The 24,180-nt window shown below is 67.1% G+C and carries 24 protein-coding genes and 3 pseudogenes; 14 read left to right on the top strand and 13 right to left on the bottom strand.

All coding sequences use genetic code 11. From position 1 onward, the window contains the following. The first annotated feature begins 126 nt into the window (after window positions 1-126). On the top strand, window positions 127-1,179 hold the full coding sequence (locus AC1DIP_RS11845; RefSeq protein WP_476208987.1) for a substrate-binding domain-containing protein: 1,053 nt from the start codon (window positions 127-129) through the stop codon (window positions 1,177-1,179). A gap of 80 nt (window positions 1,180-1,259) precedes the next feature. On the opposite strand, the gene AC1DIP_RS11840 is transcribed toward AC1DIP_RS11845, so the two are convergent. Both AC1DIP_RS11840 and AC1DIP_RS11835 read right to left on the bottom strand, forming a co-directional pair. Then, window positions 1,260-2,150: a DUF8083 family protein gene (locus AC1DIP_RS11840; protein ID WP_477733844.1), complete on the bottom strand. Its 891-nt coding sequence runs from the start codon at window positions 2,148-2,150 to the stop codon at window positions 1,260-1,262. 34 nt (window positions 2,151-2,184) lie between these two features. After that, window positions 2,185-2,991, bottom strand: a complete 807-nt coding sequence (locus AC1DIP_RS11835) for an exodeoxyribonuclease III (protein ID WP_476208991.1) — start codon at window positions 2,989-2,991, stop codon at window positions 2,185-2,187. Between the two features lie 161 nt (window positions 2,992-3,152). Between AC1DIP_RS11835 and AC1DIP_RS11830 the strand changes: the two genes are divergently transcribed. From AC1DIP_RS11830 to AC1DIP_RS11815, 4 genes and pseudogenes are all read left to right on the top strand, one after another. After that, a complete protein-coding gene (locus tag AC1DIP_RS11830; RefSeq protein ID WP_477733843.1) occupies window positions 3,153-4,292 on the top strand; it encodes an enoyl-CoA hydratase/isomerase family protein in 1,140 nt (379 codons plus the stop codon). Further along, the gene (gene mmsB, locus AC1DIP_RS11825) at window positions 4,285-5,307 is read left to right on the top strand and encodes a 3-hydroxyisobutyrate dehydrogenase (RefSeq protein WP_477733842.1); all 1,023 of its coding nucleotides are present in this window, start codon (window positions 4,285-4,287) and stop codon (window positions 5,305-5,307) included. The genes AC1DIP_RS11830 and mmsB overlap by 8 nt, the downstream gene beginning before the upstream one ends. Beyond that, window positions 5,304-6,080, top strand: a complete 777-nt coding sequence (locus AC1DIP_RS11820; protein WP_477733841.1) for an enoyl-CoA hydratase — start codon at window positions 5,304-5,306, stop codon at window positions 6,078-6,080. Before mmsB ends, AC1DIP_RS11820 begins: the two co-directional genes overlap by 4 nt. Before the next feature lie 10 nt (window positions 6,081-6,090). Further along, a pseudogene (locus AC1DIP_RS11815) lies at window positions 6,091-6,760 on the top strand (DedA family protein). Window positions 6,761-6,778: 18 nt separating this feature from the next. On the opposite strand, the gene AC1DIP_RS11810 reads toward AC1DIP_RS11815, so the two are convergent. From AC1DIP_RS11810 to AC1DIP_RS11790, 5 genes are all read right to left on the bottom strand, one after another. Next, window positions 6,779-7,564, bottom strand: a complete 786-nt coding sequence (locus AC1DIP_RS11810) for a MerR family transcriptional regulator (RefSeq protein ID WP_477733840.1) — start codon at window positions 7,562-7,564, stop codon at window positions 6,779-6,781. Between the two features lie 56 nt (window positions 7,565-7,620). Continuing rightward, window positions 7,621-7,956, bottom strand: coding sequence for a hypothetical protein (locus AC1DIP_RS11805; RefSeq protein WP_477733839.1), 336 nt, complete (start codon window positions 7,954-7,956; stop codon window positions 7,621-7,623). Between the two features lie 120 nt (window positions 7,957-8,076). Continuing rightward, entirely contained in the window at window positions 8,077-8,280 is a 204-nt protein-coding gene (locus AC1DIP_RS11800; RefSeq protein ID WP_009357211.1) for a cold-shock protein, read from the bottom strand. A gap of 132 nt (window positions 8,281-8,412) precedes the next feature. Next, window positions 8,413-9,039, bottom strand: a complete 627-nt coding sequence (locus tag AC1DIP_RS11795; RefSeq protein WP_476209013.1) for a response regulator — start codon at window positions 9,037-9,039, stop codon at window positions 8,413-8,415. Continuing rightward, the gene (locus AC1DIP_RS11790) at window positions 9,036-10,091 is read right to left on the bottom strand and encodes a histidine kinase (RefSeq protein WP_476209014.1); all 1,056 of its coding nucleotides are present in this window, start codon (window positions 10,089-10,091) and stop codon (window positions 9,036-9,038) included. The genes AC1DIP_RS11795 and AC1DIP_RS11790 overlap by 4 nt, the downstream gene beginning before the upstream one ends. Window positions 10,092-10,462: 371 nt before the next feature. On the opposite strand from AC1DIP_RS11790, the pseudogene AC1DIP_RS11785 reads away from it, so the two are divergent. Further along, a pseudogene (locus AC1DIP_RS11785) lies at window positions 10,463-11,036 on the top strand (GlcG/HbpS family heme-binding protein). Window positions 11,037-11,045: 9 nt separating this feature from the next. Further along, the gene (locus AC1DIP_RS11780) at window positions 11,046-11,741 is read left to right on the top strand and encodes an ankyrin repeat domain-containing protein (protein ID WP_477733838.1); all 696 of its coding nucleotides are present in this window, start codon (window positions 11,046-11,048) and stop codon (window positions 11,739-11,741) included. Window positions 11,742-11,865: 124 nt separating this feature from the next. Here the strand turns inward: AC1DIP_RS11780 and AC1DIP_RS11775 are convergent, their stop codons facing one another. From AC1DIP_RS11775 to AC1DIP_RS11760, 4 genes are read right to left on the bottom strand one after another with little or no spacing between them, the layout of a single operon-like run. Then, window positions 11,866-13,050 carry an acetyl-CoA acetyltransferase gene (locus AC1DIP_RS11775; protein ID WP_477733837.1) on the bottom strand — a complete coding sequence of 395 codons (1,185 nt, stop codon included), beginning with the start codon at window positions 13,048-13,050 and terminating at the stop codon, window positions 11,866-11,868. Beyond that, window positions 13,047-13,718, bottom strand: a complete 672-nt coding sequence (locus AC1DIP_RS11770) for a CoA transferase subunit B (RefSeq protein ID WP_477733836.1) — start codon at window positions 13,716-13,718, stop codon at window positions 13,047-13,049. Before AC1DIP_RS11770 ends, AC1DIP_RS11775 begins: the two co-directional genes overlap by 4 nt. Before the next feature lie 37 nt (window positions 13,719-13,755). Then, on the bottom strand, window positions 13,756-15,195 hold the full coding sequence (locus AC1DIP_RS11765; RefSeq protein WP_477733835.1) for a short-chain fatty acid transporter: 1,440 nt from the start codon (window positions 15,193-15,195) through the stop codon (window positions 13,756-13,758). A gap of 51 nt (window positions 15,196-15,246) precedes the next feature. Continuing rightward, on the bottom strand, window positions 15,247-15,963 hold the full coding sequence (locus AC1DIP_RS11760) for a CoA transferase subunit A (protein ID WP_477733834.1): 717 nt from the start codon (window positions 15,961-15,963) through the stop codon (window positions 15,247-15,249). Between the two features lie 161 nt (window positions 15,964-16,124). Between AC1DIP_RS11760 and AC1DIP_RS11755 the strand changes: the two genes are divergently transcribed. Then, a complete protein-coding gene (locus AC1DIP_RS11755) occupies window positions 16,125-16,922 on the top strand; it encodes an IclR family transcriptional regulator (RefSeq protein WP_477733880.1) in 798 nt (265 codons plus the stop codon). Between the two features lie 104 nt (window positions 16,923-17,026). Here the strand turns inward: AC1DIP_RS11755 and nadE are convergent, their stop codons facing one another. After that, window positions 17,027-17,881: an ammonia-dependent NAD(+) synthetase gene (gene nadE, locus AC1DIP_RS11750; RefSeq protein ID WP_477733833.1), complete on the bottom strand. Its 855-nt coding sequence runs from the start codon at window positions 17,879-17,881 to the stop codon at window positions 17,027-17,029. 75 nt (window positions 17,882-17,956) lie between these two features. On the opposite strand from nadE, the pseudogene AC1DIP_RS11745 reads away from it, so the two are divergent. The 5 genes and pseudogenes from AC1DIP_RS11745 to AC1DIP_RS11725 form a co-directional block, all read left to right on the top strand. Then, window positions 17,957-19,159, top strand: a pseudogene (locus AC1DIP_RS11745) (FAD-dependent oxidoreductase); the annotation flags it as partial. Window positions 19,160-19,255: 96 nt separating this feature from the next. Then, window positions 19,256-19,840: an orotate phosphoribosyltransferase gene (gene pyrE, locus AC1DIP_RS11740; protein WP_168223241.1), complete on the top strand. Its 585-nt coding sequence runs from the start codon at window positions 19,256-19,258 to the stop codon at window positions 19,838-19,840. Window positions 19,841-19,982: 142 nt separating this feature from the next. Then, complete coding sequence (locus AC1DIP_RS11735; protein WP_476209025.1) at window positions 19,983-20,729, top strand: ANTAR domain-containing protein; 747 nt, start codon at window positions 19,983-19,985, stop codon at window positions 20,727-20,729. A gap of 82 nt (window positions 20,730-20,811) precedes the next feature. Then, window positions 20,812-21,432: a hypothetical protein gene (locus AC1DIP_RS11730; protein ID WP_476209027.1), complete on the top strand. Its 621-nt coding sequence runs from the start codon at window positions 20,812-20,814 to the stop codon at window positions 21,430-21,432. A 69-nt stretch (window positions 21,433-21,501) separates the two neighbouring features. After that, complete coding sequence (locus AC1DIP_RS11725; RefSeq protein ID WP_477733832.1) at window positions 21,502-22,542, top strand: thioesterase domain-containing protein; 1,041 nt, start codon at window positions 21,502-21,504, stop codon at window positions 22,540-22,542. On the opposite strand, the gene AC1DIP_RS11720 is transcribed toward AC1DIP_RS11725, so the two are convergent. After that, window positions 22,539-23,375: an HAD-IIA family hydrolase gene (locus AC1DIP_RS11720; protein WP_476209030.1), complete on the bottom strand. Its 837-nt coding sequence runs from the start codon at window positions 23,373-23,375 to the stop codon at window positions 22,539-22,541. The genes AC1DIP_RS11725 and AC1DIP_RS11720 overlap by 4 nt on opposite strands. A 70-nt stretch (window positions 23,376-23,445) precedes the next feature. Here AC1DIP_RS11720 and AC1DIP_RS11715 point away from each other — a divergent pair, with 70 nt between their 5' ends. Further along, window positions 23,446-24,108, top strand: coding sequence for a TrmH family RNA methyltransferase (locus tag AC1DIP_RS11715; RefSeq protein ID WP_477733831.1), 663 nt, complete (start codon window positions 23,446-23,448; stop codon window positions 24,106-24,108). Window positions 24,109-24,180 lie beyond the last annotated feature (72 nt).

Below are 24,180 nucleotides of genomic sequence, written 5' to 3'. Positions count from 1 at the left end.
TGTGACCTGGGACGCAGCCGCCGGGCCGGTTATCACTGCCCGTCTCCGGAATGGAAAAATACAAGGCCGGGGGTAAACGCAGGGCCAGCCGGCCCTACGCCGAAAAGGAGTTAAAAGGGGGACACGGTGGCACGGACAACGGAAAGGTCCCAGCGCGGCGGCCATAACGGCGTCAGCATCGAGGACGTGGCGGCCGCCGCCGGAGTCTCAACAGCCACCGTTTCCCGTGCGGTCCGCGGACTGCCCAGGGTCTCTCCAGCCACCAGGGAGAAGATCCTGGAAGTGGCCGGGAACCTGGGCTACGTGGCCTCGTCCTCCGCCTCCGGACTGGCCACGGGGCGCACCAAAACCATCGGCGTCCTGGCCCCGTTCGTCAGCCGGTGGTTCTTTTCCAAGGCTATCGAGGGCGCAGACCGCGAACTGCACGCCAGGCACTACAACCTCTCCCTCTTCAACCTTGGCGGCCACGGGAGCAACCGCGAGCGGCTCTTCAGCAAGACCATGGTCTACAAGCAGATCGACGCCCTGCTGGTGCTCTGCATGGCCCTCAGCCACGATGAAATTGAACACCTGCAAAAGATCGACATCCCCCTGGTGGTGGTCGGCGGGCACGTCGAGGAGTGCCCCTACATTGGCATCGACGACTACGCTGCAGCGTCCACAGCGGTCCGGCACCTGATCGATTTAGGCCACCGCGACATCGCCCTGCTGCATGGCGACGACGAGACAGACCTGAACTTCGACGTTCCCCGGGTCCGCATCCTGGCATTCAAGGATGTCATGGCCGCCGCCGGGCTGCCCACCCGGCCGGAGTGGGACGAATGGGGCGACTTCACCGTGCGCAGTGGCCAGGAGGCCTTCCGCCGGCTGTGGTCGGGTCCGGGACAGAAGCCGACGGCCATCTTTTGCGCCTCGGATGAAATGGCCATGGGCGTCATTTTCGAAGCCAACCGCATCGGCGTCAGCGTCCCCGGCGACCTGTCCGTGGTGGGCATCGACAACCACGATTTCGCCGCTGCCATGGGTTTGACCACCGTGGGGCAGCGCCCGGACGAACAAGCCGAACTGGCTACCAAGATGCTGCTGGATGAACTGGACGGCCAGGACGGGGCCGTGCGCTCCGCGGTGGCGCCCCATGAGCTCATCATCCGGCGCACCACGGCGCCTCCCCAAACCTGACAGATCCCGCCCGTAAAGATTCCACGCTGACAGAGCGGATGTGAAACAGCCGCCCTGAACAACCAGGAACCTGGCGTCCGCTACGAAGCGCGGGCCAGCTGCCGGATGGGGATCCAGCGTGAGGCCAGCCGCCGGTAGGCCGCGGCGGCGCCGGTCATGTCACCCTCGGCCAGGCATTCGATGCCCAGCCTGATGTCCATGGGGGACTCGTCCGGGTACACCTTGTCAGCCACGGCCCCGTAGTCCAGTTCAACCATGGAATTCACGTGGAACAGTTCCAGCCACTCCGTTAGCTGCGCCAGGTCATCGAGCATGTCCAGGTCCGGGGCGGCGAGGGCCAGGTTGGCCACCGCGTAGCGGGCCCGCTCCAGGGCATCGGTGATGGGCGTCCAGACGCGGACGGTGAGGATGCGCCCGGCGGCTTCCACCACGTCCTTGCGGTCGGACTCCATGAACAACGAGAACCAGCTGAACGGAATGCCCCAGGTTGAGGCCCGGGTATGGACGCGGACGGAACCGTCACGGGCCTTCACCAGGTCGATCCGCTCCTGGTGCCGGTCCCGCTGCTCCTCTGGGATCAGCAGCTCAGCCAGTGGGCCGTGGATTCCCTCCATCAGGGCGTTCGCGGCCAGCCCGGCGCGGAGGACCAGCTGGCTGGGGCAATACAACAGGACTGGCTCAACGCCGGCGTCAGCACCGTCGTCGGCCGTTCCACCGTCCGGCCCCGGCGCGGTGGTGACACGCACCAGGTCGGTGCGTCCGGTGGGGAAGGGGTCCCCGCCGGAGCGTGTGATCCGGCCCAGCGAGGCGAGCAGTTCAGCGTTTTCGACGGCGGCGCGGGACACAGCCTGCGCGCCAGCCGCCGCGATGGCCGGACGCTGTTCTTCCGGGAAGGCCTCCAAGGGCTCGTAGACGCGCAGCGTGGAGGAGAAAGGCAGGCCGGCCTGGCCCCGGTAGAGGTTCCCCGTCACGACGGTCTCCTTGCATGGGTGCCGGGCGCGGTCATCAGTCAGCCAATTCCACCAGCACGGGGGCGTGGTCAGAGGCGCCCTTGCCCTTGCGTTCCTCGCGGTCGATCGAGGCGCCGGTGACGCGGGCGGCCAGGGCGGGGGAGGCCAGGATGAAGTCGATCCGCATGCCTTCCTTCTTGGGGAACCGTAGCTGGGTGTAGTCCCAGTAGGTGTAGACGCCCGGGCCGGGGGTGTAGGGGCGCACCACGTCGGTGTAGCCGGCCGACTCGAAGGCGTGGAAGGCCTCCCGTTCCGGCGGGCTGACGTGCGTTGCCCGGTTGGCGATGAACAGGTCGATGTCCCAGACGTCATCGTCGAACGGCGCGATGTTCCAGTCGCCCATCAAGGCCACCTGCGCCTGGGGGTTCTCCGTGACCAGAGCCTGGGCGTGCGTCTTGAGGCTTTCGAGCCACTTGAGCTTGTACGGCATGTGTTCGTCGTCCAGGGAGCGGCCGTTGGGGACGTAGAGGCTCCAGACGCGCACGCCGCCGCAGGTGGCAGCCATGGCGCGGGCTTCCTGCACTGGATCCTTCCCGGCCTTGCCGAACGAGGGCTGGTCCAGGAAGGTCCGTTCCACGTCCTCGAGGCCCACCCGGGAGGCGATGGCCACGCCGTTCCACTGGTTCACCCCGAAGTGGGCCACCTCGTAGCCCATCCGTTCAAAGAGTTCCCACGGAAAGTTGTCGTCCTTGCATTTGGTCTCCTGGATGGCCAGGACGTCGCAGTCGCTGCGCTGGAGCCAGGCTTCAACGCGGTCGGCGCGGGCACGGAGCGAGTTCACATTCCAGGTAGCTATCTTCACGGTTCCTAACTTACCTTGGCGGCCGCGCGCCGGGTAAAGCCCCCGCGCCCCCGGGTCCCGCCGTCCGGCCATGGTTGGTCCCGGGCAGCAGGCGGCGGGTATATTCGCACCAGAATGGCCTGGATCACACGCCCGGCCACCATGCGAAGGAGCACCAGCCGATGACCGCAGCCACGGGCACCACAACGGACAGCAGCGCAGGAGACGGCGACGCGGAGGTGCTTTTTGGCCACCGCGGCCGGCTCGGTGTGATCACCCTCAACCGGCCCTGGGCCGTCAATGCGCTCACCGCGGGAATGGTGGACCTGCTCCTGCGCCAGCTCACCGCTTGGGCCCCGGACGACGACGTGGCCGCCGTCCTGGTGCAGGGCGCCGGGGAGCGGGGCCTGTGCGCGGGCGGAGACATCGTGGCCATCTACCGGGACATGCTGCACGGCGGAACCCAGACTGCTGACTTCTGGCAGACCGAGTACCGCGTGAACTCGCTCATCGCCCGGTACCCCAAGCCGTACGTCGCCCTCATGGACGGACTGGTCCTTGGCGGCGGGGTGGGGATCTCGGCGCACGGGAACGTCCGCGTGGTCACCGAACGGACCCGGATGGGGATGCCGGAGACCACCATCGGGTTCGCGCCCGACGTCGGCGGCACCTTCCTGCTGTCCCGCGCGCCGGGCCAAACGGGAACCCATGCGGCCCTGACCGGGGCACACCTGGACGCGGGGGATGCCTTGTTCCTGGGCCTGGCCGACCATTACGTCCCCTCGCACGCGCTGCCCCGGCTGGTGGCGGCGCTTGAGGACGAAAGCCCGGAAGCCGCCGTCGCCCGCTGCGCTGAACAGCCTCCGGCCTCGGCACTGTCCGGGCAACGGGACTGGATCGATGCCTGCTACGCCAGCGACGATGCCGGGGAAATTGTGGCCCGGCTCCGCGCCTGGACCGGGCCGGGCCGGGAAGATGCCACGGAAGCGGCGGACACCATCGAAGCCAAGTCACCCACCTCGGTCAAGGTCACCCTGGCGTCCCTGCGCCGGGCCGCAAACCTAACCCTTGATGAGGCCTTGGCCCAGGAATACCGGGTAGGAATCCGCCTCCTGGCCGGGCCTGATTTCCGCGAGGGCATCCGCGCCCAGGTGGTGGACAAGGACAGGAACCCGCAGTGGAAGCCGGCCACGCTGGCCGAGGTGCTGCCGGGCCAGGTGGACAGGTTCTTCCAGCCGCTGGACGGCCCGGAACTGGACCTGCAGCCTGGGCCGGACCTGGAAGTGACGGATCTGGAAATAACGGAGGCGGACCATGCCTGAAAACGGCAGCGTGGCATTCCTGGGCCTTGGCCACATGGGCGGTCCCATGGCCCTGAACCTCGTCCGCGCCGGTTACCGGGTGACCGGGTTCGACGTGGTGCCCGCAGCCATGGAAGCAGCCCGGGCGCAGGGTGTTCCGGTGGCGGCCAGCGCCGTCGAAGCACTTGCCGGCGCCGACGTGGTGCTGACCATGTTCCCCAGCGGCCGGCACGTCCTGGACGCCTACCGGGGCACCGCCGGACATGTCGGAGAACCGGGCGGGCCCGGACTGCTGGCCGTCGCGCCACCGGGAACCATGTTCCTTGACTGCTCCACCATCAACGTCGACGAGGCACGGGAAGCTGCCCGGCTGGCCATTGAAGCCGGCCACCGTGCTGTTGATGCCCCCGTTTCCGGCGGCGTGGTGGGAGCCGAGGCGGGCACGCTGACCTTCATGGCCGGCGGCGAAGCGGCAGGCTTCGAGGAAGTGCTGCCGCTCCTGGAGGTCATGGGCAGGCGGGTGGTGCACTGCGGCGCCCACGGAGCCGGGCAAGCCGCCAAAATCTGCAACAACATGATCCTGGGCGTCTCGATGATCGCGGTCAGCGAAGCGTTCGTGCTGGGGGAAAAGCTGGGGCTGACGCACCAGGCGCTGTTCGACGTCGCTTCTGCCGCGTCGGGGCAGTGCTGGGCGCTGACCACCAATTGCCCCGTACCTGGACCGGTGCCCACCAGCCCGGCCAACAGGGACTACCAGCCCGGTTTTGCCTCGACCCTCATGGCCAAGGACCTTAACCTTGCCGTGAACGCCTTGGACAGCACCGGGGTGGCGGGACAGATGGGAGCGCTCGCTGCCCGCATTTACGATAGGTTTGCCGCGGAGGGCGGAGCGGGCCGAGACTTCTCCGCCATCATCACGGACATCCGCGGCGCATCGGAGCGGCAGGCCGGGGATGGCCCCGCAGGGGCCGGTGGCACGGAGGTGCCGGGCCGGCGTCCGGCCACAACAGCACACGACGACGGGAGTCCCGAATGACGGAGTACGCCAACATCCTGGTGGAGCAGCAGGGCAGGGTCGGGCTGGTGACACTGAACAGGCCCGCGGCATTGAATGCGCTGAACAAGGCCACGATGGAGCAAGTGGTGGCCGCCGTGACGGCCATGGATTCCGACCCCGGAGTAGGCGCGGTGGTGATCACGGGCTCCGGAAAGGCCTTCGCCGCGGGAGCCGACATCAAGGAGATGGCGGACCAGGGCTACATGGACATGTACGTCGCGGACTGGTTCCGGGGGTGGGAGGAGCTCACCCGCCTGCGGATCCCCACCATCGCGGCGGTGTCCGGCTTCGCCCTGGGCGGCGGCTGCGAACTGGCCATGATGTGCGACCTGATCATCGCCGGGGACAACGCAAAGTTCGGCCAGCCGGAAATCAACCTTGCCGTCCTCCCCGGCATGGGCGGCTCGCAGCGCCTGACCAGGGCGGTGGGCAAGGCCAAGGCCATGGACATGATCCTCACCGGACGGTTCATCGACGCGGAGGAAGCGGACCGGTGCGGGCTGGTGTCCCGGGTGGTTCCGGCGGCAGAGGTGGTGTCCGAAGCACTCAAGGTGGCCGGCGTCATCGCCGAAAAGTCAAAGCCCGCGGCAATGGCGGCCAAGGAAGCCGTAAACGCTGCTTTCGAAACCGGACTGGCCCAGGGAGTGGTGTTCGAACGGCGGCTCTTCCACTCCCTGTTCGCCACAGAGGACCAGAAGGAAGGCATGGCTGCGTTCACCGAAAAACGCCAGCCGGAATTCAAGCACCGGTAGACCTGGCCAGATGACGTGGAGAACCGTGGCCGCAGCCGGCCCCGCTGAAGGACTCACGGGAATTGTGGGCTTCGCTGCCAGGGCCATCGACACGCTGGGCGAGTGGGGCGTGGGGGCCTTTACCTTGGCGGAGACCGTAGTGCCTCCCATCCCCAGCGAGGTGATTCTTCCGCTGGCGGGGTATCTCGCCAGGCAGGAGTCCCTGAACCTCCTCCTCGTCTTTGCCACCAGCACCCTGGGCGCCTACCTCGGGGCTCTGTTGCTCTACCCTGCTGGGGGCAAAGCTGGGCCTGCAGCGGTCCATCCGCTGGCTGTCCAGGCTGCCGCTGGTAGACAGCGAAGACTTCGAGCGTGCCGCTGGCTGGTTCCGCCGGCATGGCAGGTCCTCCATCTTTTTCGGCCGTCTGCTGCCCGGGGTCCGGAGCCTGATCTCACTGCCGGCAGGCGCTGCGGCCATGCCGCTGGTTACATTCACCGCTTTCACCCTTGCCGGCAGCGGGCTGTGGAACGGTGCCCTCATTGGGCTGGGCTACCTCCTGGGCACCCAGTACCAGCTCATTGAGAAGTACCCCCGGTTCCTGAACTATGCCGTCTATGCGGCCTTGGCCGTCGCCGTAGTGCTGCTGGTCATCCGGCGGACCAAGCGGACCACGGCGACGCGGGAAGATTCCAGGCGCTGACTGCGGCCTCCTGGCCGCCTAGAGGTTCCGTGCCGCGAAGCTGTGGAGGGCCTCCCGGACGAAGCGGGCCCCCTCGACACCGCCGTAATTCGCGGCGAAACGGGGGTCCGCCACGTACATGTCGGCCAGCCCGGTGACGTATCCCCGGATATCGCCGCCGCTTTCAGCGGCAGGTGTTCCCGGGATGGACTTCAGCCACGCCACATGCCGCCCTGCCAGTTCGCGGGCTTCCGGCCCGTCCGCAGGTACGCCCGCAGCCGCGGCCGCCGTCCAGTCCCGGCCAAGCTCCTCCGCCTGGGACTTCCACTCCCGTTTCTCCGCGGCCCCCATGCCGCGCCACCACGAATCGGATGCCGCATAGGCGTCCTTGCCCCACCGTTCTTCAACTTCATCCTTGTACTGCGTGTGGTCGAAGCCCTTGAACATGTCCTCCGCCATCAGATGGCCTCCTGCGTTTACTGTTTCGATGGTTTGCCGCACGGACTCAGCCTGCCGGGCCAGCCGCTGCTGCTCCTGGCCCAGCCACTCCAAATGCCGGCTCAGCGCTGCCACTGGATCAACCTCGCGGTGGAAGACTTCCGCGATCGCGGGCAAACCCAGGCCCAGTTCGCGCAGCAACAGGATGCGCTGCAACTGGAGGAGGGCGGCGCCGTCGTAATAGCGGTAGCCGTTGTGGCATACCCGGCTGGGCTTCAGCAGGCCGATGTAGTCATAGTGACGGAGCGTGCGGCTGGTGGTGCCGGCGAGCCTGGCAACGTCCTGGATGGACCATTCCCTGCCGCCGGTGTTGGAAAAATCCTGCATGCTGCGAGCCTAGGGCTTGACGCTGCGTCAACGTCAAGGTCAACGGCGCCGGGTCTTCAGCCGGCCCGGCGGTCTCGTGGGGCCCGGTGCCGGGCCTGCGCCACAAGTCGGGTGAACGCGAAAACAAAGATGGCTTCAATGAGCACCATGAGGCCCAGCAGCAGCCACTGCTGGCGGCTGAAGAACACGATGCATCCGGTCAGGGCCAGGACGGTTCCCAGGGCGAGCGCATAGACGGCGAAGCCAACGGCCACACGGGCGCTGCGGACCCCGGTCCGGAACCCGAAGCCGTGCGGCTCCCCGCCGGGCTGCCCGGGGATGAGGTCCGGCGCTGCTGGACCGAGGGAGTCGAACTCCTCCCACGGGTCCCTGTCCTGGTCCTGTCGCGTCATGAATCAATTATCCCAAATACGGGAAGCCGAAGAGCTGCGGCACAAAAAAGCGGCTCCTCCAACTGACGTTGGAGGAGCCGCTGGATGGGGTCCCGGCCAGCGCCGGAGGCCGCCGAAGACTTAGAGAGGGCGGATGTTCTCTGCCTGCGGACCCTTGGGGCCCTGGGTCACATCGAATTCGACCTTCTGGTTCTCGTCCAGTGAGCGGTAGCCGCTGGTGGCGATTGCCGAGTAGTGGGCGAATACGTCAGCGGACCCGTCATCGGGGGCAATGAAGCCAAAACCCTTTTCGGCGTTGAACCATTTAACTGTGCCTGTTGCCATGGCTGCATTCCTTCATGTGACTCTGATTCTCTCCCCGGGGATCGTCCCGGAGTGTGCGGGAGTTAGTCCCCCACAAACCCCAACGTACGGGGCGCAGGCTCCGGGTGCAAGGGTATGCGCCATAAAGTGCCGTCAACGCATGCCCTCGCGCCGGATCGCGGTGGCGATGGCGGCCGCCCTGGTGTCCACCCCGAGCTTGGCGTAGATGTGCGCCAAATGGGTTTTGACCGTGGCCTCGGAGATGAAAAGCCGCCGGCCGAGTTCGCGGTTGCTGAGGCCTTCGGTGAGGAGGCCCAGCAGCTCGGCCTCCCGTGGGGTCAGGACTTCGTCGGGATTGCGGAGCTGCTGGAACAGCCGGGATGCCACCGGCGGGCTCATCACGCTCCTGCCCACGGCCGCCCCCCTGATGGCGGCGAAAATCTCCTCCGGGGCAGCATCCTTCAACAGGTAGCCCATGGCGCCGGCATCCACGGCGCGGACGATGTCGGCGTCGGAGTCGTAGGTGGTGAAAACCAGGATGGCCTGCCGGCCGTTGAGGTCCCTGATCCGCCTGATCGCTTCGAGCCCATCCATGCCCGGCCCCATGGCAAGGTCCATCACCACCACCGAGGGGGAGATCGCCTGGGCGAGTCGCACGGCATCCTCCCCGGAGCCGGCCTCGGCCACCACCTCGATGTCCGGTTCCGTGCTGAGCAGTGCGCGCAGTCCGCTCCTGACCACCAGGTGGTCGTCCACCAGCAGGACGGTGATGCTGTTCATGCGCCCGGCTCCATCGGCAGCTGCGCCGCCACGATTGTTCCGTCGCCGGGGGCGCTTTGCACGGAGAATGTTCCGCCCAGCTGCTCCACCCGCTGCCGCATGGCCCGCAGCCCATAGCCTCCTGCGTGCGACGGCGGAGCTGCCGCCGCCGGATCGAAGCCGGCGCCGTCGTCGTAAATGTCCAAAGTCACGGCGTCCGGCAGGAAGCCCAGCGTTACCGTGGCCGCCGACGCCGCAGCGTGGAGCAGGATGTTCGACGCCGCGCTTTGCACCACGCGCAGCAGGGCGTGGCGAATGTCAGCGGAGACCGGCCGCAGTTCACCGGTCACCAGCAGCCTGGTCCCGGGAACGTACTGGCGGGCGGTGGCCAGCAGCGCCTCCGGCAATGGAACCGATTCCAAACCGGGCGAGGCCAGCTCATGGACCAGGCTCCGGGTCTCCGCCAGGTTCGCGCGGAGCAGGCTGGTGGCCTGGAGAAGGCCCTCACGGGCTGCCGCGCTGGGCCATCCGCGGCTGGCGGCCTCAAGCAGGAGCAGGCTGCTGGCGAGGCCCTGGGTGACAGTGTCATGGATTTCCCGCGACACCCGCTCCCGTTCGGCAATGGTGCCCGCCCGTCGCTCGCTGGCGGCCAGTTGGCCCTGGGCCAGGGAAATGTCCGCATGCAGGCGGCGCTGCTCCTCGGCGTCGTGCTGGATCCGGTCGTAAATCAGTGTCAGCATGACGCCCACGGCCACGGGCCCCAGAAGCATGGCCAGGTCGGTACCGTTGCCCAGCCGGAACAGGCCGGCGGCGGTGGCGAGTGTGATGGCGCCGGCCAGGATATAGGACGCGGCACCGCGCAGGGCGCTCCTGCAGAGGAAGAAAAGAGCAAAGGAACACCACGCGAAACTCGGTGCAGCCACAACCAGGACCGCCCAGACCGCCACCAGGGCAACCATCCACGGGGTTCCGCGGCGGTCCTGTACCGAGAGCAGGGCCACGACGGCGTAGAGCAGGCAAGCGGCAATCGCGAGCCCCAGGACCAAGAGATTGTCGGCCGGGGTATGCCGCATGACGTACCGGACCACCGAGGCCACCAGGAGGACGGCGAAGCCCAGGTGGACGGCTGCCTCGATGTTGCCCAGCCGGCCTTTGGCATTGCGAAGCAGCGGACGGCGGGATCCGGCGCCCTGACCGGCGGCGGCCTGGGCTGGCCCGGTGCGTTGGGGGGTGGCTCAGGCGGGCATGCTGGATCCGGATCTGGTGGCGGGAAGTGCTGCCTTCCATGCTAGGGCTCACCGGTTGTCCGGTGCCTCATCCTTTTGGCTGATACGGCTGGCTTTTCGTCGGAGCCGGGACCAGACGAAGGCCCGATGGAAGGGCCCGTTCTTCCCGGAAATATGGAAACCGGCAACACGATCCCTTTCTGACCTAAGGAAACACCTTGAAGAAGTCCACCAAAGCCCTCGCCGCCGCCGCTGCCGGAGCCCTCCTGATCACTGCCGGAGCAACGGCTGCCGCCAACGCCGGTACCGCGGGCACTGTGGAAGCACCCGTCGTCGTACCTGCCGTTGATGTCCAGCCGGCTCCGGAAACCGTGGTGCAGCAAAACCGCATTGCCGCCGGTGCCTCCGCCCAGGCCGTCACTGCTGCGCTCGCAAAGTGCCAGGCCGATAAGCTGCCGTTCGTCACGGTGGCCCTCGTTGACCGCTTTGGTACCGTCCAGGCTTTGCTCCGGGGTGACAACGCCGCCGCCCACACCATCGAAGCGGCAAAGCAGAAGGCCTATACGGCAGCCGCGTTCGGGGCCCCCACCAGCGAGTTGGCCAGGCGCGTCAACGGCAACGGTCCCCTCGATCGCTGACCTGCCGGGCACCCTGTTCCTCGCAGGCGGTGTCCCACTGAAGGTCAACGGTGTTTCCGTGGCCGGCATCGGCGTCGGTGGTGCCCCTGACGGCGCCCTCGACGAAGCCTGCGCGGCGGCCGGTGCAGAGGCCATCGCCGGCGCCGCGAAATAGGCTGGACGCATGAGGCCTGGCAGCACCGCAGCACTCATGGCCGTGGCCGCGCTGGGGTTGCTCCTGGCCGCGTGCCAGGCCAGTCCCGGCCAGCCGCAGGGAGTGGATACCCCGCCACCGGCTGCCTCGGTCAGCCCAAGCCCCGGCGCAGGTGCCGGGACGCCCGCGCCGCCTTCCCCTGCCTCCCCACCGGCGCCGTCTCCCGCGGACCAGGCCCGGCTGGACCAGGACCTTATCGCCGCCGCCAAAGCCAACAACGCCCCGTTGGTGGCCGAACTCATCGGCCGGGGTGGCAACGTCAACGCCAAGGACCCGATCCAGGACTCTGCGTTCCTGTTCGCCGGAGCTGAGGGGCTCAACGACGTCCTGCAGCTGACGCTGGCCGCCGGGGCAGACGTCACCAGCATCAACCGCTACGGCGGGACGGCGTTGATCCCGGCCAGCGAGCACGGACACGTGGAAACGGTGAAGGTCCTCATTGCGGCGGGGGTCCCTGTCAACCATGTCAACAACCTTGACTGGACCGCCATGCAGGAGGCCATCCTGCTCAACGACGGCGGGCCGCGCCAGCAGGAGGTGGTGCGGCTGCTGCTGGCGGCCGGCGCAGACCCCGGAATCCGCGACCCGGAAGGCCGGACGGCGCTGCAGAACGCTGAGCGGCTCGGTTATTCGGAGATAGCCGCCGTGATCCGCGGCCGGGGTTAGCCCGTTGGCGTGCCGGACCGCCGGGTTTCCCCCCTTTGCCGGATAACGACGACGGCACGCCGCACTTTTGGTGCGACGCGCCGCCGTCGGGCTTGGAAGCCGGGGGATTCAGCGGGCCCTTGGCTCAGACGGCTTCCAGGACGCTGACGTAGTTGGCGATGCCCACTCCGCCCATGTTCTGCACAGCCGCCCGGCGCGGCCCCGCGAGCTGCATGTCACCGGCTGTACCGGTGAGCTGCATGGCGGCGATGACGTGCTGGGAGACCCCTGTGGCCCCCACGGGGTGGCCCTTGGCCTTAAGGCCGCCGGAGACGTTGATGGGAAGCGTCCCGTCCTTGAAGACCCAGCCTTCCTCGATGGCACGGGCGCCCTCCCCGGGCTCTGCCAGGCCGATGGCCTCGTACATGAGCAGTTCGGCGATGGTGAAGCAGTCGTGCACCTCGGCGAAGTCCAGGTCCGCCAGGCCCACGCCGGCCATCGCCATGGCCCGCTGCCATGAGGTGCGGGTTGCGGCGAACGCGGTGGGGTCGCGGCGCTCGGCGGGGAAAAAGTCGTTGGCCTGGCCGAAGCCCGCGAGCCGGACCGGGGCGGTGGCGCCACCGGTGGGGGAGACGGACAGCACGACGGCGGCGGCACCGTCGGAGACGGGCGAACAGTCGGTGCGGCGCAGCGGGTCCGCCACCATGGGGTTCTTGTCCGAGACGGTGCGGCAGAAGTCCTCGCCCAGATCCTTCCGGAGCTGGGCGTAGGGGTTGTCCACGCCATTGCGGTGGTTCTTCGCCGCGATGCTGCCCAGGACGTCGGAGACCGGCCCGTACCGCTTCTCGTAGTGCTTCGCGACCTCGGCGAAAAGCCCGGTGAAGCCGGTGGTGGAGGGCTTGCCGGCCATGTCATAGTCGGCGCCGAGCAGGGCCGCTCCCACCACGTCCGCACCGGCATGGGTCATCTTTTCAGCGCCGATCACCAGGACGGTCCGGGCGGTCCCGGCGAGCAGCGACTTGGTGCCCTGTTGGAAGGCGGCCGACCCGGAGGCGCAGGCGTTTTCCACCCGGGTGGAGGGTACGTTGGCCAGGGCGGGAGAGACCTGCAGGGCCAGCGAGGATGGGAACGCCAGCGGCATCATGCCCGAATTGAACTGGCCGATGTAGATCTCGTCGATCTGGCCGGGCTCGATTCCGGCGTTGCCGATCGCTTCGGTGGCCACCTGGACGATCAGGGACTCAAGGGTCTCCTCCGCCAGCTTGCCGAACCGGCTGTGGCCCCAGCCGGTGAGCAGGACGTCCTTGCCAAACTGTTCCTTCAGGCTCATGCTGCCACTTCCTCGTTGTCGAGCCGGACCTCAAAGCCGGCGTCGGTCTTTTCCCGGATTTCCTCGACCGTGACCCCCGGTGCCAGCCGGGTCAGCGTCAGCTGCCGCCCGCCGTCGGCCGCCTTGAGCAGGTCGAACACGGCAAGGTCGCTGATGATCCGGTCCACGCAGCTGAGCCCGGTCAGCGGCAGCGTGCACTCGCGGACGATTTTCGCGGTGCCGTCCTTGGCGTTGTGCTCGGTGAGGACCACGACGCGCGGAGTTCCGGCCACCAGGTCCATGGCGCCGCCCATGCCCTTGACCATCTTGCCCGGGATGGTCCAGTTGGCCAGGTCGCCATTGCCGGAGACCTGCATGGCGCCAAGGATGGCCACCTTCACGTGCCCGCCGCGGATCATGCCGAACGAGGTAGCCGAGTCGAAGATGCTGCCGCCCGGCAACACCGTGACGGTCTGCTTGCCGGCATTGATCAGGTCTGCGTCCTCCTCGCCCTCGAAGGGGAACGGCCCCATGCCCAGCAGGCCGTTCTCGCTCTGCAGGACCACCCGCACGCCCTCGGGCAGGTTGTTGGCCACCAGCGTGGGAATGCCGATCCCCAGGTTCACGTAGTCGCCGTCGTTCAGTTCCGCGGCCGCGATGGCAGCCATTTCATCCCTGGTCCATCCCATGGGGTTTCTCCTTGGTCTTCTAGCTGTTCTCGTTGGATTAGTTGGGTATTACCGGCGGCACGAACTCGAACGTCATGCCCAGCAGCCACGCGAGCAGCAGCACCACCGGCAGGTGGAACAGGAACTGCTGGAACGTGAAGCCCACCAGGTCCCGGGCGCGCAGGCCCAGCACCGCGAGCAGCGGGAGCATGAAGAACGGGTTGACGAGGTTGGGCAGGGCCTCGGCCATGTTGTAGATCTGCACGGTCCAGCCAAGGTTCATGTTCACGTCCGTGGCGGACTGCATGACGTAGGGCGCCTCCACCAGCCACTTTCCGCCGCCGGACGGGACGAACATGCCCAGGATGGCCGTGTAGATGGCGATGATGACGGCGAACGCCCCGTTGCCGCCGATGCTGGTGAAGAAGTGGGCCAGGAGCTCGGATACCGACAGGCCGCCGGCGCCGGTGGCCTTGGTCAGGATGGCGGCCATGGCGGCATACAGCGGAAACTGCACCAGGATGCCCGCCGTGGCCGGGACCGCCTTGGTGACCGACTGCAGGAATTTGCGCGGAGTCCCGTGCAGGACCAGCCCCAGCATCAGGAAAACCAGGAGGTAGCCGTTGAGTGAGCTGACCACGCTGAGGATGGGCAGGGTCAGCAGCTGGGACACCAGCCAGCCGAGGGTGAGCACGCCGGCCAGGATGGGCAGGACCCTGCTGTATTCGAGCCATTCGCCGGGCCGGGACTTTTCGGCCGGCGGCTCGGGCTGGTCGTCGAGGTCGACGCCGAGATCGGCCGCCGTTTTCACGGCGCTCCCCGTCGGCGCCGAGAAGTGCGCGATGACGGTGGTGAGGACCATGAGGATGAGCAGGGTCAGCAGGGACTGCCAGGTGAAGATGGTGGTGCCGAAGTCCAGGACGCCGGTGACCTTCAGCAGCGCCGGCGGAATGGAGGCCTTGGTGGCCTGCAGCTGTGCGGCGGAGGAGGACATGCCCAGGGCCCAGACGGCACCCAGGCCCATGAAGGCTGCGGCGCCCAGTGCCCGGTAGTCCACGTGCAGGTCTGCCCGCCGGGCCACCGCCCGCGCCAGGAGCCCGCCGAAGATCAGGCTCAGGCCCCAGTTCACGAATGACACGGACATGGAAAGGACGGCCACGAAGCTGACGGCGGTGCGCGCGGAGTTGGGTACCTGTGCCAGCCGGTCAATCAGCCTGGCCACGGGCGGCGACGTTGCCACCACATAACCGGTCAATACCACCATGGCCATCTGGAGGGTGAACGCCGTGAGGTCCCAAAACCCGTTGCCGAAGGAGTCCACCACTGCCTTGGGTGAAGCGCCGATGGCCAGCGCCGCGATGGCCACCAGCACGACGCCGGCGAGGGCAAAGATGTACGCGTCAGGAAACCACTTCTGCGTCCAGCCGGCCAGCGTTTCAGCCATCCGGGCCAGACCCTTCTGGCGGACGTCCGGGTGGTCGGTTTGCGTGGTGGTCATGAGGGTTTTCTCTCCGTTGAGTGCTGTGGATCAGGGCAGGCGTGGGCCCGGTCAGGCGGAGACCAGGCCGGTCCGCGGCCGGACTGTGCGCTGCTCGATGTCCTTGACCCGGTCCGTGGCCTGCACCAGCCGCTGGACAAAGACGCCGGGCGTGGCGATGTGGTTCGGGTCCAGGTCGCCGGGCGCCACGATCACTTCGGCCTCGGCGACGGTCAGGATCCCGGCCGTGGCCACCACCGGGTTGAAGTTCCGGGCCGTGAAGCGGTAGATCAGGTTGCCGTCCGTGTCCGCGGTGTGGGCGTGGACCAGGGCGACGTCGGCCACGATGGCGCGCTCGCGGACGTACGTTTCGCCGTCGAACACCTCGTGCGGCTTGCCCTCGGCCACCAGGGTGCCAACACCTGTCTTGGTGTAGAAGGCAGGGATTCCGGCGCCGCCGGCGCGGAGGCGTTCGGCCAGGGTGCCCTGCGGCGTGAATTCGACCTCCAGCTTGCCGGCGAGGTACTGCTCGGCGAACAGCTTGTTTTCGCCAACGTAGGACGCGATCACCTTGCGGACCTGGCCTGCTTCGATAAGGATGCCGAGCCCTTTGCCGTCCACGCCCATGTTGTTCGACACCACCGTGAGGTCACGGACGCCGGAATCGCGGACGGCCTCGATCAGGTCGGCCGGGATGCCGCTCAAGCCAAACCCGCCGACGGCGAGGGTGATGCCGTCCTGCAGTGCCCCCTCCAGGGCGGTGGCGGCAGAAGCCTGGAGTTTCTTCATGACGTCTCCTCGTTGAGCGCAGTAGTCCACTTTGTGGACGCTTGGGATCTGAGTTTGGAGACTACGGCCGCCGGGAAGAACGTGTCAAGAATCACTGATAAATGCCTTACAGTATGGACAGTAGGCCGAAAAGCATCCATATTGTGGACAAAGGGGAAGTGATGGCATCGACGCCGGTGCAGGGCGCCCAGGTGGTGGCGCGGATAGCGGGGCTGCTCCGGCTGGTGGGCCGCAGCGCCGAGGGAATGCCGCTCGCGGTCCTGGTCCGGGAGTCAGGCCTTACCCGGCCAACGGTCCACCGGCTCCTGACCTCGCTCGCCGCGGAAGGCCTGCTGGACCATGATTCCGTCACGGGCAACTGGGTCCTGGGCCCGGAAATCCTGCTCATGGGCTCGGTGGCGTCAGCCCGGTTCCCGATGGAGGACATCGCCCGGCCCAGCCTGCGCAGGCTTGCACAGGCAACGGGGGAGAGCGCCTTCTTCTCCATCCGCCGCGGCAATGAGACGGTGTGCCTGCTGCGTGAGGAGGGCACGTTCCCCGTCAGGTCCTTTGTCCTGCACGAGGGAGTCCGTTTCCCGCTGGGCGTCGCGTCGGCCGGGACCGCCATCCTGGCCTTCCTGCCCACGGATGAGCAGGAGGAGCTGCTGGGCCGGTGGCCGGAGCACGCCGGAGCCTTCGCCGCGAACCACACGACCGATCTTGTCCGAAAGAACCTGGCCCGGACCAGGCTGGCCGGCTACTCGGTGAACCCGGGGCTGGTCCTGGAAGGAAGCTGGGGGATGGGTGCCGCGGTGTTCGACAGGTCCGGGCGGCCCGCCTGGGCGTTGTCGCTGACGGGCATTGAACCGCGGTTCAAGCCCGAACGGCAGGAGGAACTGGGCGGCCTGCTGATGGCGGAGGCCCACCGGATAACGCAGCAGCTGGGCGGGGGAGCGGACGGCGGACGGCGCACCCGCTGAGCCTCCCCGGCTTTGCCCGTGAACGACGACGGCGGGCCACGCTTTTCAGGCGCGGCCCGCCGTCGTACTCCCCGAAGGTGGGGAAAATCAGCAGAAGGGGCGGGCTACAGCCCGGCGCGGGGCTCCACGGGACCTTCGCCCTTCCACCACGTGTCAAAGATGGTCACCGGCACGGTGCGCTTGTGGCGGGTCCGGAGGTATTTCTGTTCGATGGACCCGGCCACCGCGTCCGGGACCTCGCGGCCTTCAAGGTAGTCGTCAATCTGGTCGTAGCTGATGCCCAGCTCGTCCTCATCCGTGCGGCCCGGCCGGTCATCCAGCAGGTCCGCGGTGGGCACCTTCTCCCACACGCGGGCCGGCGCACCCAGTTCAGCCAGGAGGGCCCGGTTCTGCCGCTTGTTCAGGCCGAACAAGGGCAGGATGTCGGCGCCGCCGTCGCCGTACTTGGTGAAGAAGCCCGTGACGGACTCCGCGCCGTGGTCGGTGCCGATCACCAGGTAGTTGAACTCCCCGGCCAGCGCATACTGGGCGATCATCCGGGTGCGGGCCTTGGTGTTTCCCTTGTGGAAGTCGGAGATTTCCGAGCCCACGGTCTTCTCGAACTCGTCCTCGAAGCCGTCCACCGCTGCCGAGATGTTGAACGTCCACTCCGTCTTGGCCTTGATGAAGTCCAGGGCTGCCTGGGCGTCCTCCTCATCGTGCTGGACGCCGTACGGGAGGCGGACCGCAACGAAGTTGGCCTCTACGCCCTCAGCCCCAAGCTCATCAACCGCCAGCTGGGCAAGCCTTCCGGCGAGCGAGGAATCCAGGCCGCCGGAGATGCCCAGGACAAAGCCCTTGGTGTGGGTGGCCTTCAAATATTCCTTGAGGAAAGTGACGCGTTTGCGCACCTCCCCTGCGGGGTCGATCCGGGGCTGAACGCCCATTTCTTCAATGATCTTGGCCTGGAGTTCGCGCATGCTGTCCAGCCTAGCCAGCGCTGTCAACAACCCTCAACTGTTCCGGGCGGCCCCTGCGCGGCGTAGCTTTATGGCATGGAGCGGACGGGATGTGCCGTGGTGGGCGGTGGCCCGGCAGGAATGATGCTTGGCCTGCTGCTGGCACGGGCCGGCGTGCGTGTTGCAGTCCTGGAAAAGCACCGCGACTTCCTGCGGGACTTCCGCGGCGACACGGTGCACGCGTCCACCATCCGGCTGATGGACGAACTGGGCCTGGGCGCCGGATTCCGGGCCCTGCCGCAAAGCCGGCTGGACAACGTCGCTGTTCCGGTTCCCGGTGCCGGGCTGGTCACGCTGGCGGCCTTCGACTCCCTGAAGCCCCCGTACAACTACGTGGCCATGATGCCCCAATGGGACTTCCTAAATTTCCTCGCCTCAGCTGCCGCCGCGGAGCCGACGTTCACCCTGCTCATGGAAACCGAGGCCACCGGCTTGGAGTTCGACGGCGGACGCGTCACCGGTGTGCGCTACCGGTCCACCGGAGATACCGCCGATGACGGTGAACGCGTGCTGCATGCCGACGTTGTGGTGGCCGCCGACGGCCGGCATTCGGTGTTGAGGCAGGCAGCCGGACTGCGGGCCCGGGAGTATCCGGTGCCGTTCGATACATGGTGGTTCAGAATTCCCCGCCACCCCTCGGAGCAGGGCGACGCGGCGGGCGTGGTCCCCTCGCTGGGAAACCGGGACGCCATGATTGCGCTTAATCGCACCGACTACTACCAAATGGGCTACCTCGCGCCCAAAGGCTCGGACGCCAGGATCCGGGAAGGCGGCGTGGAACGGTTCCGCGAAAGGGTGGCAGCACTGCGTCCCGACCTCGCCGACCGGGTTGATTCGATCCGCAGCGTGGCAGACCTGCATTGGCTGGACGTCAGGCTGAACCGGCTGCAGCGCTGGTACATCGACGGGTTCCTGTGCATTGGCGATGCTGCGCACGCGATGTCACCCGCGGGCGGGGTGGGCATCAACCTGGCCATCCAGGACGCAGTGGCGGCCGCGGAACGCCTGGCCCCTGACCTGCGCCAGGGGAAGGTGCGGACCAGGACCCTGGCGGCAATCCAGCGCCGCCGCCGCATGCCCACGGTAGTGGTCCAGGCCGTGCAGCGCATCATGCACCGGGTGGTGTTCGTTCCACTCTTCGCGGGGACATTGTCCGGTGACATGCTCGCCGGCAAGGCCCCGTTCTCCGTCCAGCGCATGCTTTTCTTCATCCTGCGCCACAACCCCGTGGTCAAACGTGTGCTGCCCCGCGTCATCGCAATCGGACCGCGCCCAGAGCACGCCCCAGGGTTCGCCCGCCCGCTCACGGTCCGCCCACCCACTAAACTTGGGGCCATGACTTCGCCCACTGACACTGCGGTAGACACCGCAGCTGCCCGCGCCCGACTGCTCGAACTGATCAAGGAACTCGCCGTGGTCCGCGGCAAGGTGATCCTCTCCAGCGGAGCAGAGGCGGACTACTACATCGACCTGCGCCGCATCACCCTGCACCATGAGGCGTCCAAGCTGGTGGGCCAGGTCATGCTGGCACTGGCGGACGACGCCGGCATCGACTTTGAGTGCGCCGGAGGCCTCACCATGGGTGCCGACCCCGTGGGCACTGCCGTCATGCACGCGGCCGTCGACGCCGGCCGCACGGTTGACGCGTTCGTGGTCCGCAAGGCCCAGAAGTCCTACGGCATGGGCCGGCAGGTGGAGGGCCCCTCTGTTGAGGGCCGCAAGGTGCTGGTCCTGGAGGACACGTCCACCACAGGCGGCTCCGCGCTGACCGCAGTGGAAGGCGTCCGGAAGGCCGGCGGCAACGTCGTCGCGGTGGCCGTGATCGTGGACCGGGATACCGGCGCCAAGGAAAAGATCGAAGCCGAAACCGGCGTTCCCTACCTGTTCGCATTCGGCAAAGACGAACTGGGACTGGCCTGACGCCAGGGGAGCCGGCCAGGTCCGGCTCCGGGGACGCATTTGGGTCTGGTTGTTGGCTCGCCGCTGAAGACTGCAATATCATATGCGTTAACACTTTTCAGTTGCTTGGAGATCCTGCATTTTGCTCCCCCCACAACAGCCTTTGAGCGCAACCGACCAGGTCCAGAACCTCATCCTGGAAAGCGCCGACTTCGAGGACTTCCTCAACGAATTGGCGCGCTTCTCCGCGCACCAGATGGCAGGCGACGGCGACGACGCCCTGTGCGGCATCACGCTGCTCCGCGACCGCAAGGCTGCCACCATTGGCTGGAGCAGCGAGACGGCCCGGGAAGTCGATGAAATCCAGTACTCCCTGGCCCAGGGTCCCTGCCTTTCCGCGGCTCAGGACGAACGTGAAGTCTACGTCCCGGACCTCCTGCAGGAGGACCGGTGGGGACCGGATTACGCGTCCGCGGTTGCCTCCCACGGCCTGCGTTCGGTGCTTTCCCTGCCGTTCAACCTGCAGGGCGAGGCCAAAGCTGCGCTGAATCTCTACTCCGACGCCCCGCACAAGTTTGATGGGCGGGCCGCGGACAGGGCACGGGACTTCACCCGCGAGATCTCCGAAGCGCTGCGGCTCGCTGTCAGGTTCTCGCTGCACGCAGACAGTGCATCCAACCTTCGGGCCACGCTGGAATCGCGGACCATCATCGACATCGCCATCGGCATTGTCATGGCGCAGAACCGGTGCAGCCAGGAAGCCGCCGTCGAAATCCTCACGGAGGCCTCAAGCAACAGCAACACCAAACTGCGGGACATCGCCAAGTCACTGGTGGATTCGGTGGGCGGCGCCGGTGCGCGCACCCACTACCAGGAGCCTGGAAAGGTCAGCCCCGGTCCGCGCGCCTGAGCGGCAGGTTGTGCGGCGGCCCGGCGGGAGTTACGCTTGCGGAGGTTGAGCCGTCGGCCATAGAACCTCTTTTGGAGTACCTATGGACCGCGCGCTAGACGCACTCGTTAACCTTGATGTCCCTGCCGACATCGTCCGGATTGAAGTCCGGGGAGCCCTTCACCACGAATCCCGTGCTGAATTGGTCCACATCATCCGCCGCGTCCGGAGGATGGGCATCCGCTGCCGCATCTGCGTCGACCTCTCGCGGGCTGAACTTGTCGAATCCTCCGCCCTGGCCGGACTGCGCAGCGACCTCAACGCCATGGACACCAAGTCCTTGCTGGGCGTTCCGGCCGCGGGGGTCTCCCTCCAGCTCACGCCTGCGGCCCACGACTGGGCGGCGGGCGAAGCTTCCAGCCGCCGGCCGCTCCTGATGGACGACGACGTCAGGGAGCTCTTTCCGGGCGGCGACTTCGCAGGCGAATTCCCGCAGCTGCCGGTCATGTGGATCGAAGAGCTGTACGGACGTCCGCTGACCGAATACACCGACCAGGAACTCCTGCTCGCCAGCGACTCCGCCTTTGCCCTCCTGGACAACCCGGAGGCACCCGACGGCGCCGACCTGCTGGGCCGCTACAACGACATCGGACTGGAAATCCTCCGCCGCCAACAGGAACCGCAGGCACCCTTCCCGGCCACCGAAGGACAGGCCGCCAGCTGATCCCGGCGTCACCGAACGGTTACACACGTTCATTGCGGTGCCGCGTTTGGCTGGGCTTACGGTAGGACTGTGCCGTATGAGGGGGAGGTCCATCCGCAGGGCCGGCGCGGGGTCTCCGACGCCCGGCTGCTGGCGGAAGCCGCTGCTCTTAAACGCTTCTCACGGCGTTCATTCCTGGCCGGAGCCGGCGCGTCCGGACTGCTGGCCGCCGACATGCTGGTGACCCGTGAAGTGCAGTCGCAGCGCCGGACCACCCGGATCCTGTCCGTTGCCGATGACTTCGCCGACGCCTACTACCCGGACGCCAGCTGGTTCCTGTTCCCCGGGTACAAAACCAGCTGGGAAGAGGCGCAGTGGATCCTGAACACGCTCCGGGGTTCCCTGAACAAGCGTGCCCGGCTCGCCGCCGTCGGATATTCCAACCTGGGGCTGAACGTCTCCGAGGTGGTCGCCGCGATCGCCGACTACGTTGCCGCTGAGAAGATCACCAAACTCTTCTTTTACGGGCACAGCTTCGGCGGGATGCTTGCCACCCAGGTGGCGGCCCGGCTCCTGGCCCTGCAGGGCCTCCAGGTGCAGTTCATCCTCCTTGACTCCAGCCCGTACAGCGCCCACGACGTCCTGGACCAAAGCTGGTTCGACGGCGTTGTGTTCCTCTACGAGAGCGGCGTCAGGTTTCCATCCACCCTCCGCGGCGGGTATGAACTGGGGGAGCGGATCATCCACAAGGACGAACGGAGCTGGCGGCAGATCCTCAACCAGACACTGGAGCAGCTCTCACCCATTGCCCCGTCCAATGTCCTGGTCCAGACGGAGTCCGCCTACATCTACCACTTCGAGGGACGGCAGTTCGCCGGGCAGCTCGGCACGGCCAGGATGGCCTACCTGGGCAACCCGAAGGACGCCACCGTCGACTACGAAACCGCATCCGAAACCTGGGCCGTGGTCTACAAGGACAACATGGTTTCAAGCAGCCTTCAGACCACCGGGGCAGTACCCGCCCATGCCAGCCCGGGCTGGAATCCGCAGATCTACCGGCCCCTGGTCACGGGACTGCTGGACGAGTACTTCCCGCTGCCCCGGGGCGGAACCCGGGTCAGTATCTTCTAGATCTGGTTCTTCAGGTCCGCTACGGAGTTGAGCACCTGGTTGGGCCGGAACGGGTACGCGGCGATGTCGTCCTTGTGCGTGATGCCGCTGAGGACCAGGACCGTGTGCAGGCCGGCCTCCATGCCGGCGATGATGTCCGTGTCCATCCGGTCACCGATCATGGCCGTGGTTTCCGAGTGTGCGTCGATCTGGTTCATCGCAGACCGGAACATCATGGGGTTCGGCTTGCCCACGATGTACGGTTCGCGGCCGGTGGCCTTGGTAATCAGGGCCGCGATGGCACCAGTGGCCGGCATGGGGCCGTCCTTGGAAGGGCCGGTTGCGTCCGGGTTGGTGGCGATGAACCGGGCGCCGGCGAGGATCAGGCGGATGGCCATCGTGATTGCCTCGAAGGAATACGTGCGCGTCTCGCCGAGCACCACGAAGTCCGGGTTCTGGTCGGTGAGGATGAAGCCTGCCTCGTGCAGCGCCGTCGTCAGCCCTGCCTCGCCGATGGTGTAGGCACGGTTTCCGGACTCCGCCCCGCCGGCGGAGACCTGGTCCTTCAGGAACTGGGCCGTGGCCAGGGCTGACGTCCAGATGTTCTCCTCCGGGATCTCGAGGCCGGAGGCACGCAGGCGGGCTGCGAGGTCGCGGGGCGTGAAGATGGAGTTGTTGGTCAGCACCAGGAACCGCTTGGACGTATCCACCCAGCGCTGGATCAGCTCGGCCGCGCCGGGAATGGGCTGGTTTTCGTGCACCAGGACGCCATCCATGTCCGTCAGCCAGCACTCGATCTCCTGGCCGCTGCGGTATACCGCGGGGTTGCCTGTTACCTGGTCCTCGTCTGCCATGCCTGCCTCCGCCTGTGATGGTTGCCCGAAGAGTCCAGTCTAGTGTTGAAGGGTGAACCAAACGCCCGGCATGACAGACGAACCCGACCACCAGCCCGGGGAGGCCGAACCCGCAAAGGCGGAGGTCGGCGTCGGGCCCTGGGAAGGGGAACTGCCGGAAGGCGACCACTGGGACCCTGACCTCCTGGCCGACGGCGACCGGCGCAATGTGCTGGACAAATACCGCTACTGGAAGCATGAGGCGATCGTCGCGGAGCTGGACTCCCGCCGGCATAACTTCCACGTGGCCATCGAAAACTGGCAGCACGACCTGAACATCGGCACCGTGGTGCGCACCGCCAACGCCTTCCTCGCCAAGGAAGTCCACATCATCGGCCGACGCCGGTGGAACCGTCGCGGCGCCATGGTCACCGACCGCTACCAGCACGTCCGCCACCACCCCACCGTTGAGGACTTCGTGCAGTGGGCGCAGGGGGAGGGACTCGCGATCATCGGGATCGACATCTTCCCGGACTCGGTGCCCCTGGAGACCTACGAGCTGCCGCGCGACTGCGTACTGGTGTTCGGGCAGGAGGGCCCGGGCCTGACCCCGGAAGTCCACCAGGCCGCCGCCGCCACCCTGTCCATTGAGCAGTTCGGCTCCACCCGTTCCATCAACGCCGCGTCCGCCGCGGCCATCGCCATGCACGCCTGGATCCGCCGGCACGTCTTCAACCAGCACCCGGGGGCGTAACCCAGAGCACTCCCAGCCCGGGAATGGCTAGGATGGTGCCAAGCCGTAAGCGGTCTACTTGAGGGTCATCCA

The organism is Pseudarthrobacter sp. 05T312 (assembly GCF_056396685.1).
This window is presented reverse-complemented; position numbering and strand designations above follow the sequence as displayed.

Bases quoted from the DNA above. Each gene is read 5' to 3' on its own strand.
- AC1DIP_RS11830 (WP_477733843.1), top strand. From the start codon at position 3,153: ATGACCGCAGCCACGGGCACCACAACGGACAGCAGCGCAGGAGACGGC.
- mmsB (WP_477733842.1), top strand. From the start codon at position 4,285: ATGCCTGAAAACGGCAGCGTGGCATTCCTGGGCCTTGGCCACATGGGC.
- AC1DIP_RS11820 (WP_477733841.1), top strand. From the start codon at position 5,304: ATGACGGAGTACGCCAACATCCTGGTGGAGCAGCAGGGCAGGGTCGGG.
- AC1DIP_RS11810 (WP_477733840.1), bottom strand. From the start codon at position 7,564: ATGCAGGATTTTTCCAACACCGGCGGCAGGGAATGGTCCATCCAGGAC.
- AC1DIP_RS11805 (WP_477733839.1), bottom strand. From the start codon at position 7,956: ATGACGCGACAGGACCAGGACAGGGACCCGTGGGAGGAGTTCGACTCC.
- AC1DIP_RS11800 (WP_009357211.1), bottom strand. From the start codon at position 8,280: ATGGCAACAGGCACAGTTAAATGGTTCAACGCCGAAAAGGGTTTTGGC.
- AC1DIP_RS11795 (WP_476209013.1), bottom strand. From the start codon at position 9,039: ATGAACAGCATCACCGTCCTGCTGGTGGACGACCACCTGGTGGTCAGG.
- AC1DIP_RS11790 (WP_476209014.1), bottom strand. From the start codon at position 10,091: ATGCGGCATACCCCGGCCGACAATCTCTTGGTCCTGGGGCTCGCGATT.
- AC1DIP_RS11780 (WP_477733838.1), top strand. From the start codon at position 11,046: ATGAGGCCTGGCAGCACCGCAGCACTCATGGCCGTGGCCGCGCTGGGG.
- AC1DIP_RS11775 (WP_477733837.1), bottom strand. From the start codon at position 13,050: ATGAGCCTGAAGGAACAGTTTGGCAAGGACGTCCTGCTCACCGGCTGG.
- AC1DIP_RS11770 (WP_477733836.1), bottom strand. From the start codon at position 13,718: ATGGGATGGACCAGGGATGAAATGGCTGCCATCGCGGCCGCGGAACTG.
- AC1DIP_RS11765 (WP_477733835.1), bottom strand. From the start codon at position 15,195: ATGACCACCACGCAAACCGACCACCCGGACGTCCGCCAGAAGGGTCTG.
- AC1DIP_RS11760 (WP_477733834.1), bottom strand. From the start codon at position 15,963: ATGAAGAAACTCCAGGCTTCTGCCGCCACCGCCCTGGAGGGGGCACTG.
- AC1DIP_RS11755 (WP_477733880.1), top strand. From the start codon at position 16,125: ATGGCATCGACGCCGGTGCAGGGCGCCCAGGTGGTGGCGCGGATAGCG.
- nadE (WP_477733833.1), bottom strand. From the start codon at position 17,881: ATGCGCGAACTCCAGGCCAAGATCATTGAAGAAATGGGCGTTCAGCCC.
- pyrE (WP_168223241.1), top strand. From the start codon at position 19,256: ATGACTTCGCCCACTGACACTGCGGTAGACACCGCAGCTGCCCGCGCC.
- AC1DIP_RS11730 (WP_476209027.1), top strand. From the start codon at position 20,812: ATGGACCGCGCGCTAGACGCACTCGTTAACCTTGATGTCCCTGCCGAC.
- AC1DIP_RS11720 (WP_476209030.1), bottom strand. From the start codon at position 23,375: ATGGCAGACGAGGACCAGGTAACAGGCAACCCCGCGGTATACCGCAGC.
- AC1DIP_RS11715 (WP_477733831.1), top strand. From the start codon at position 23,446: ATGACAGACGAACCCGACCACCAGCCCGGGGAGGCCGAACCCGCAAAG.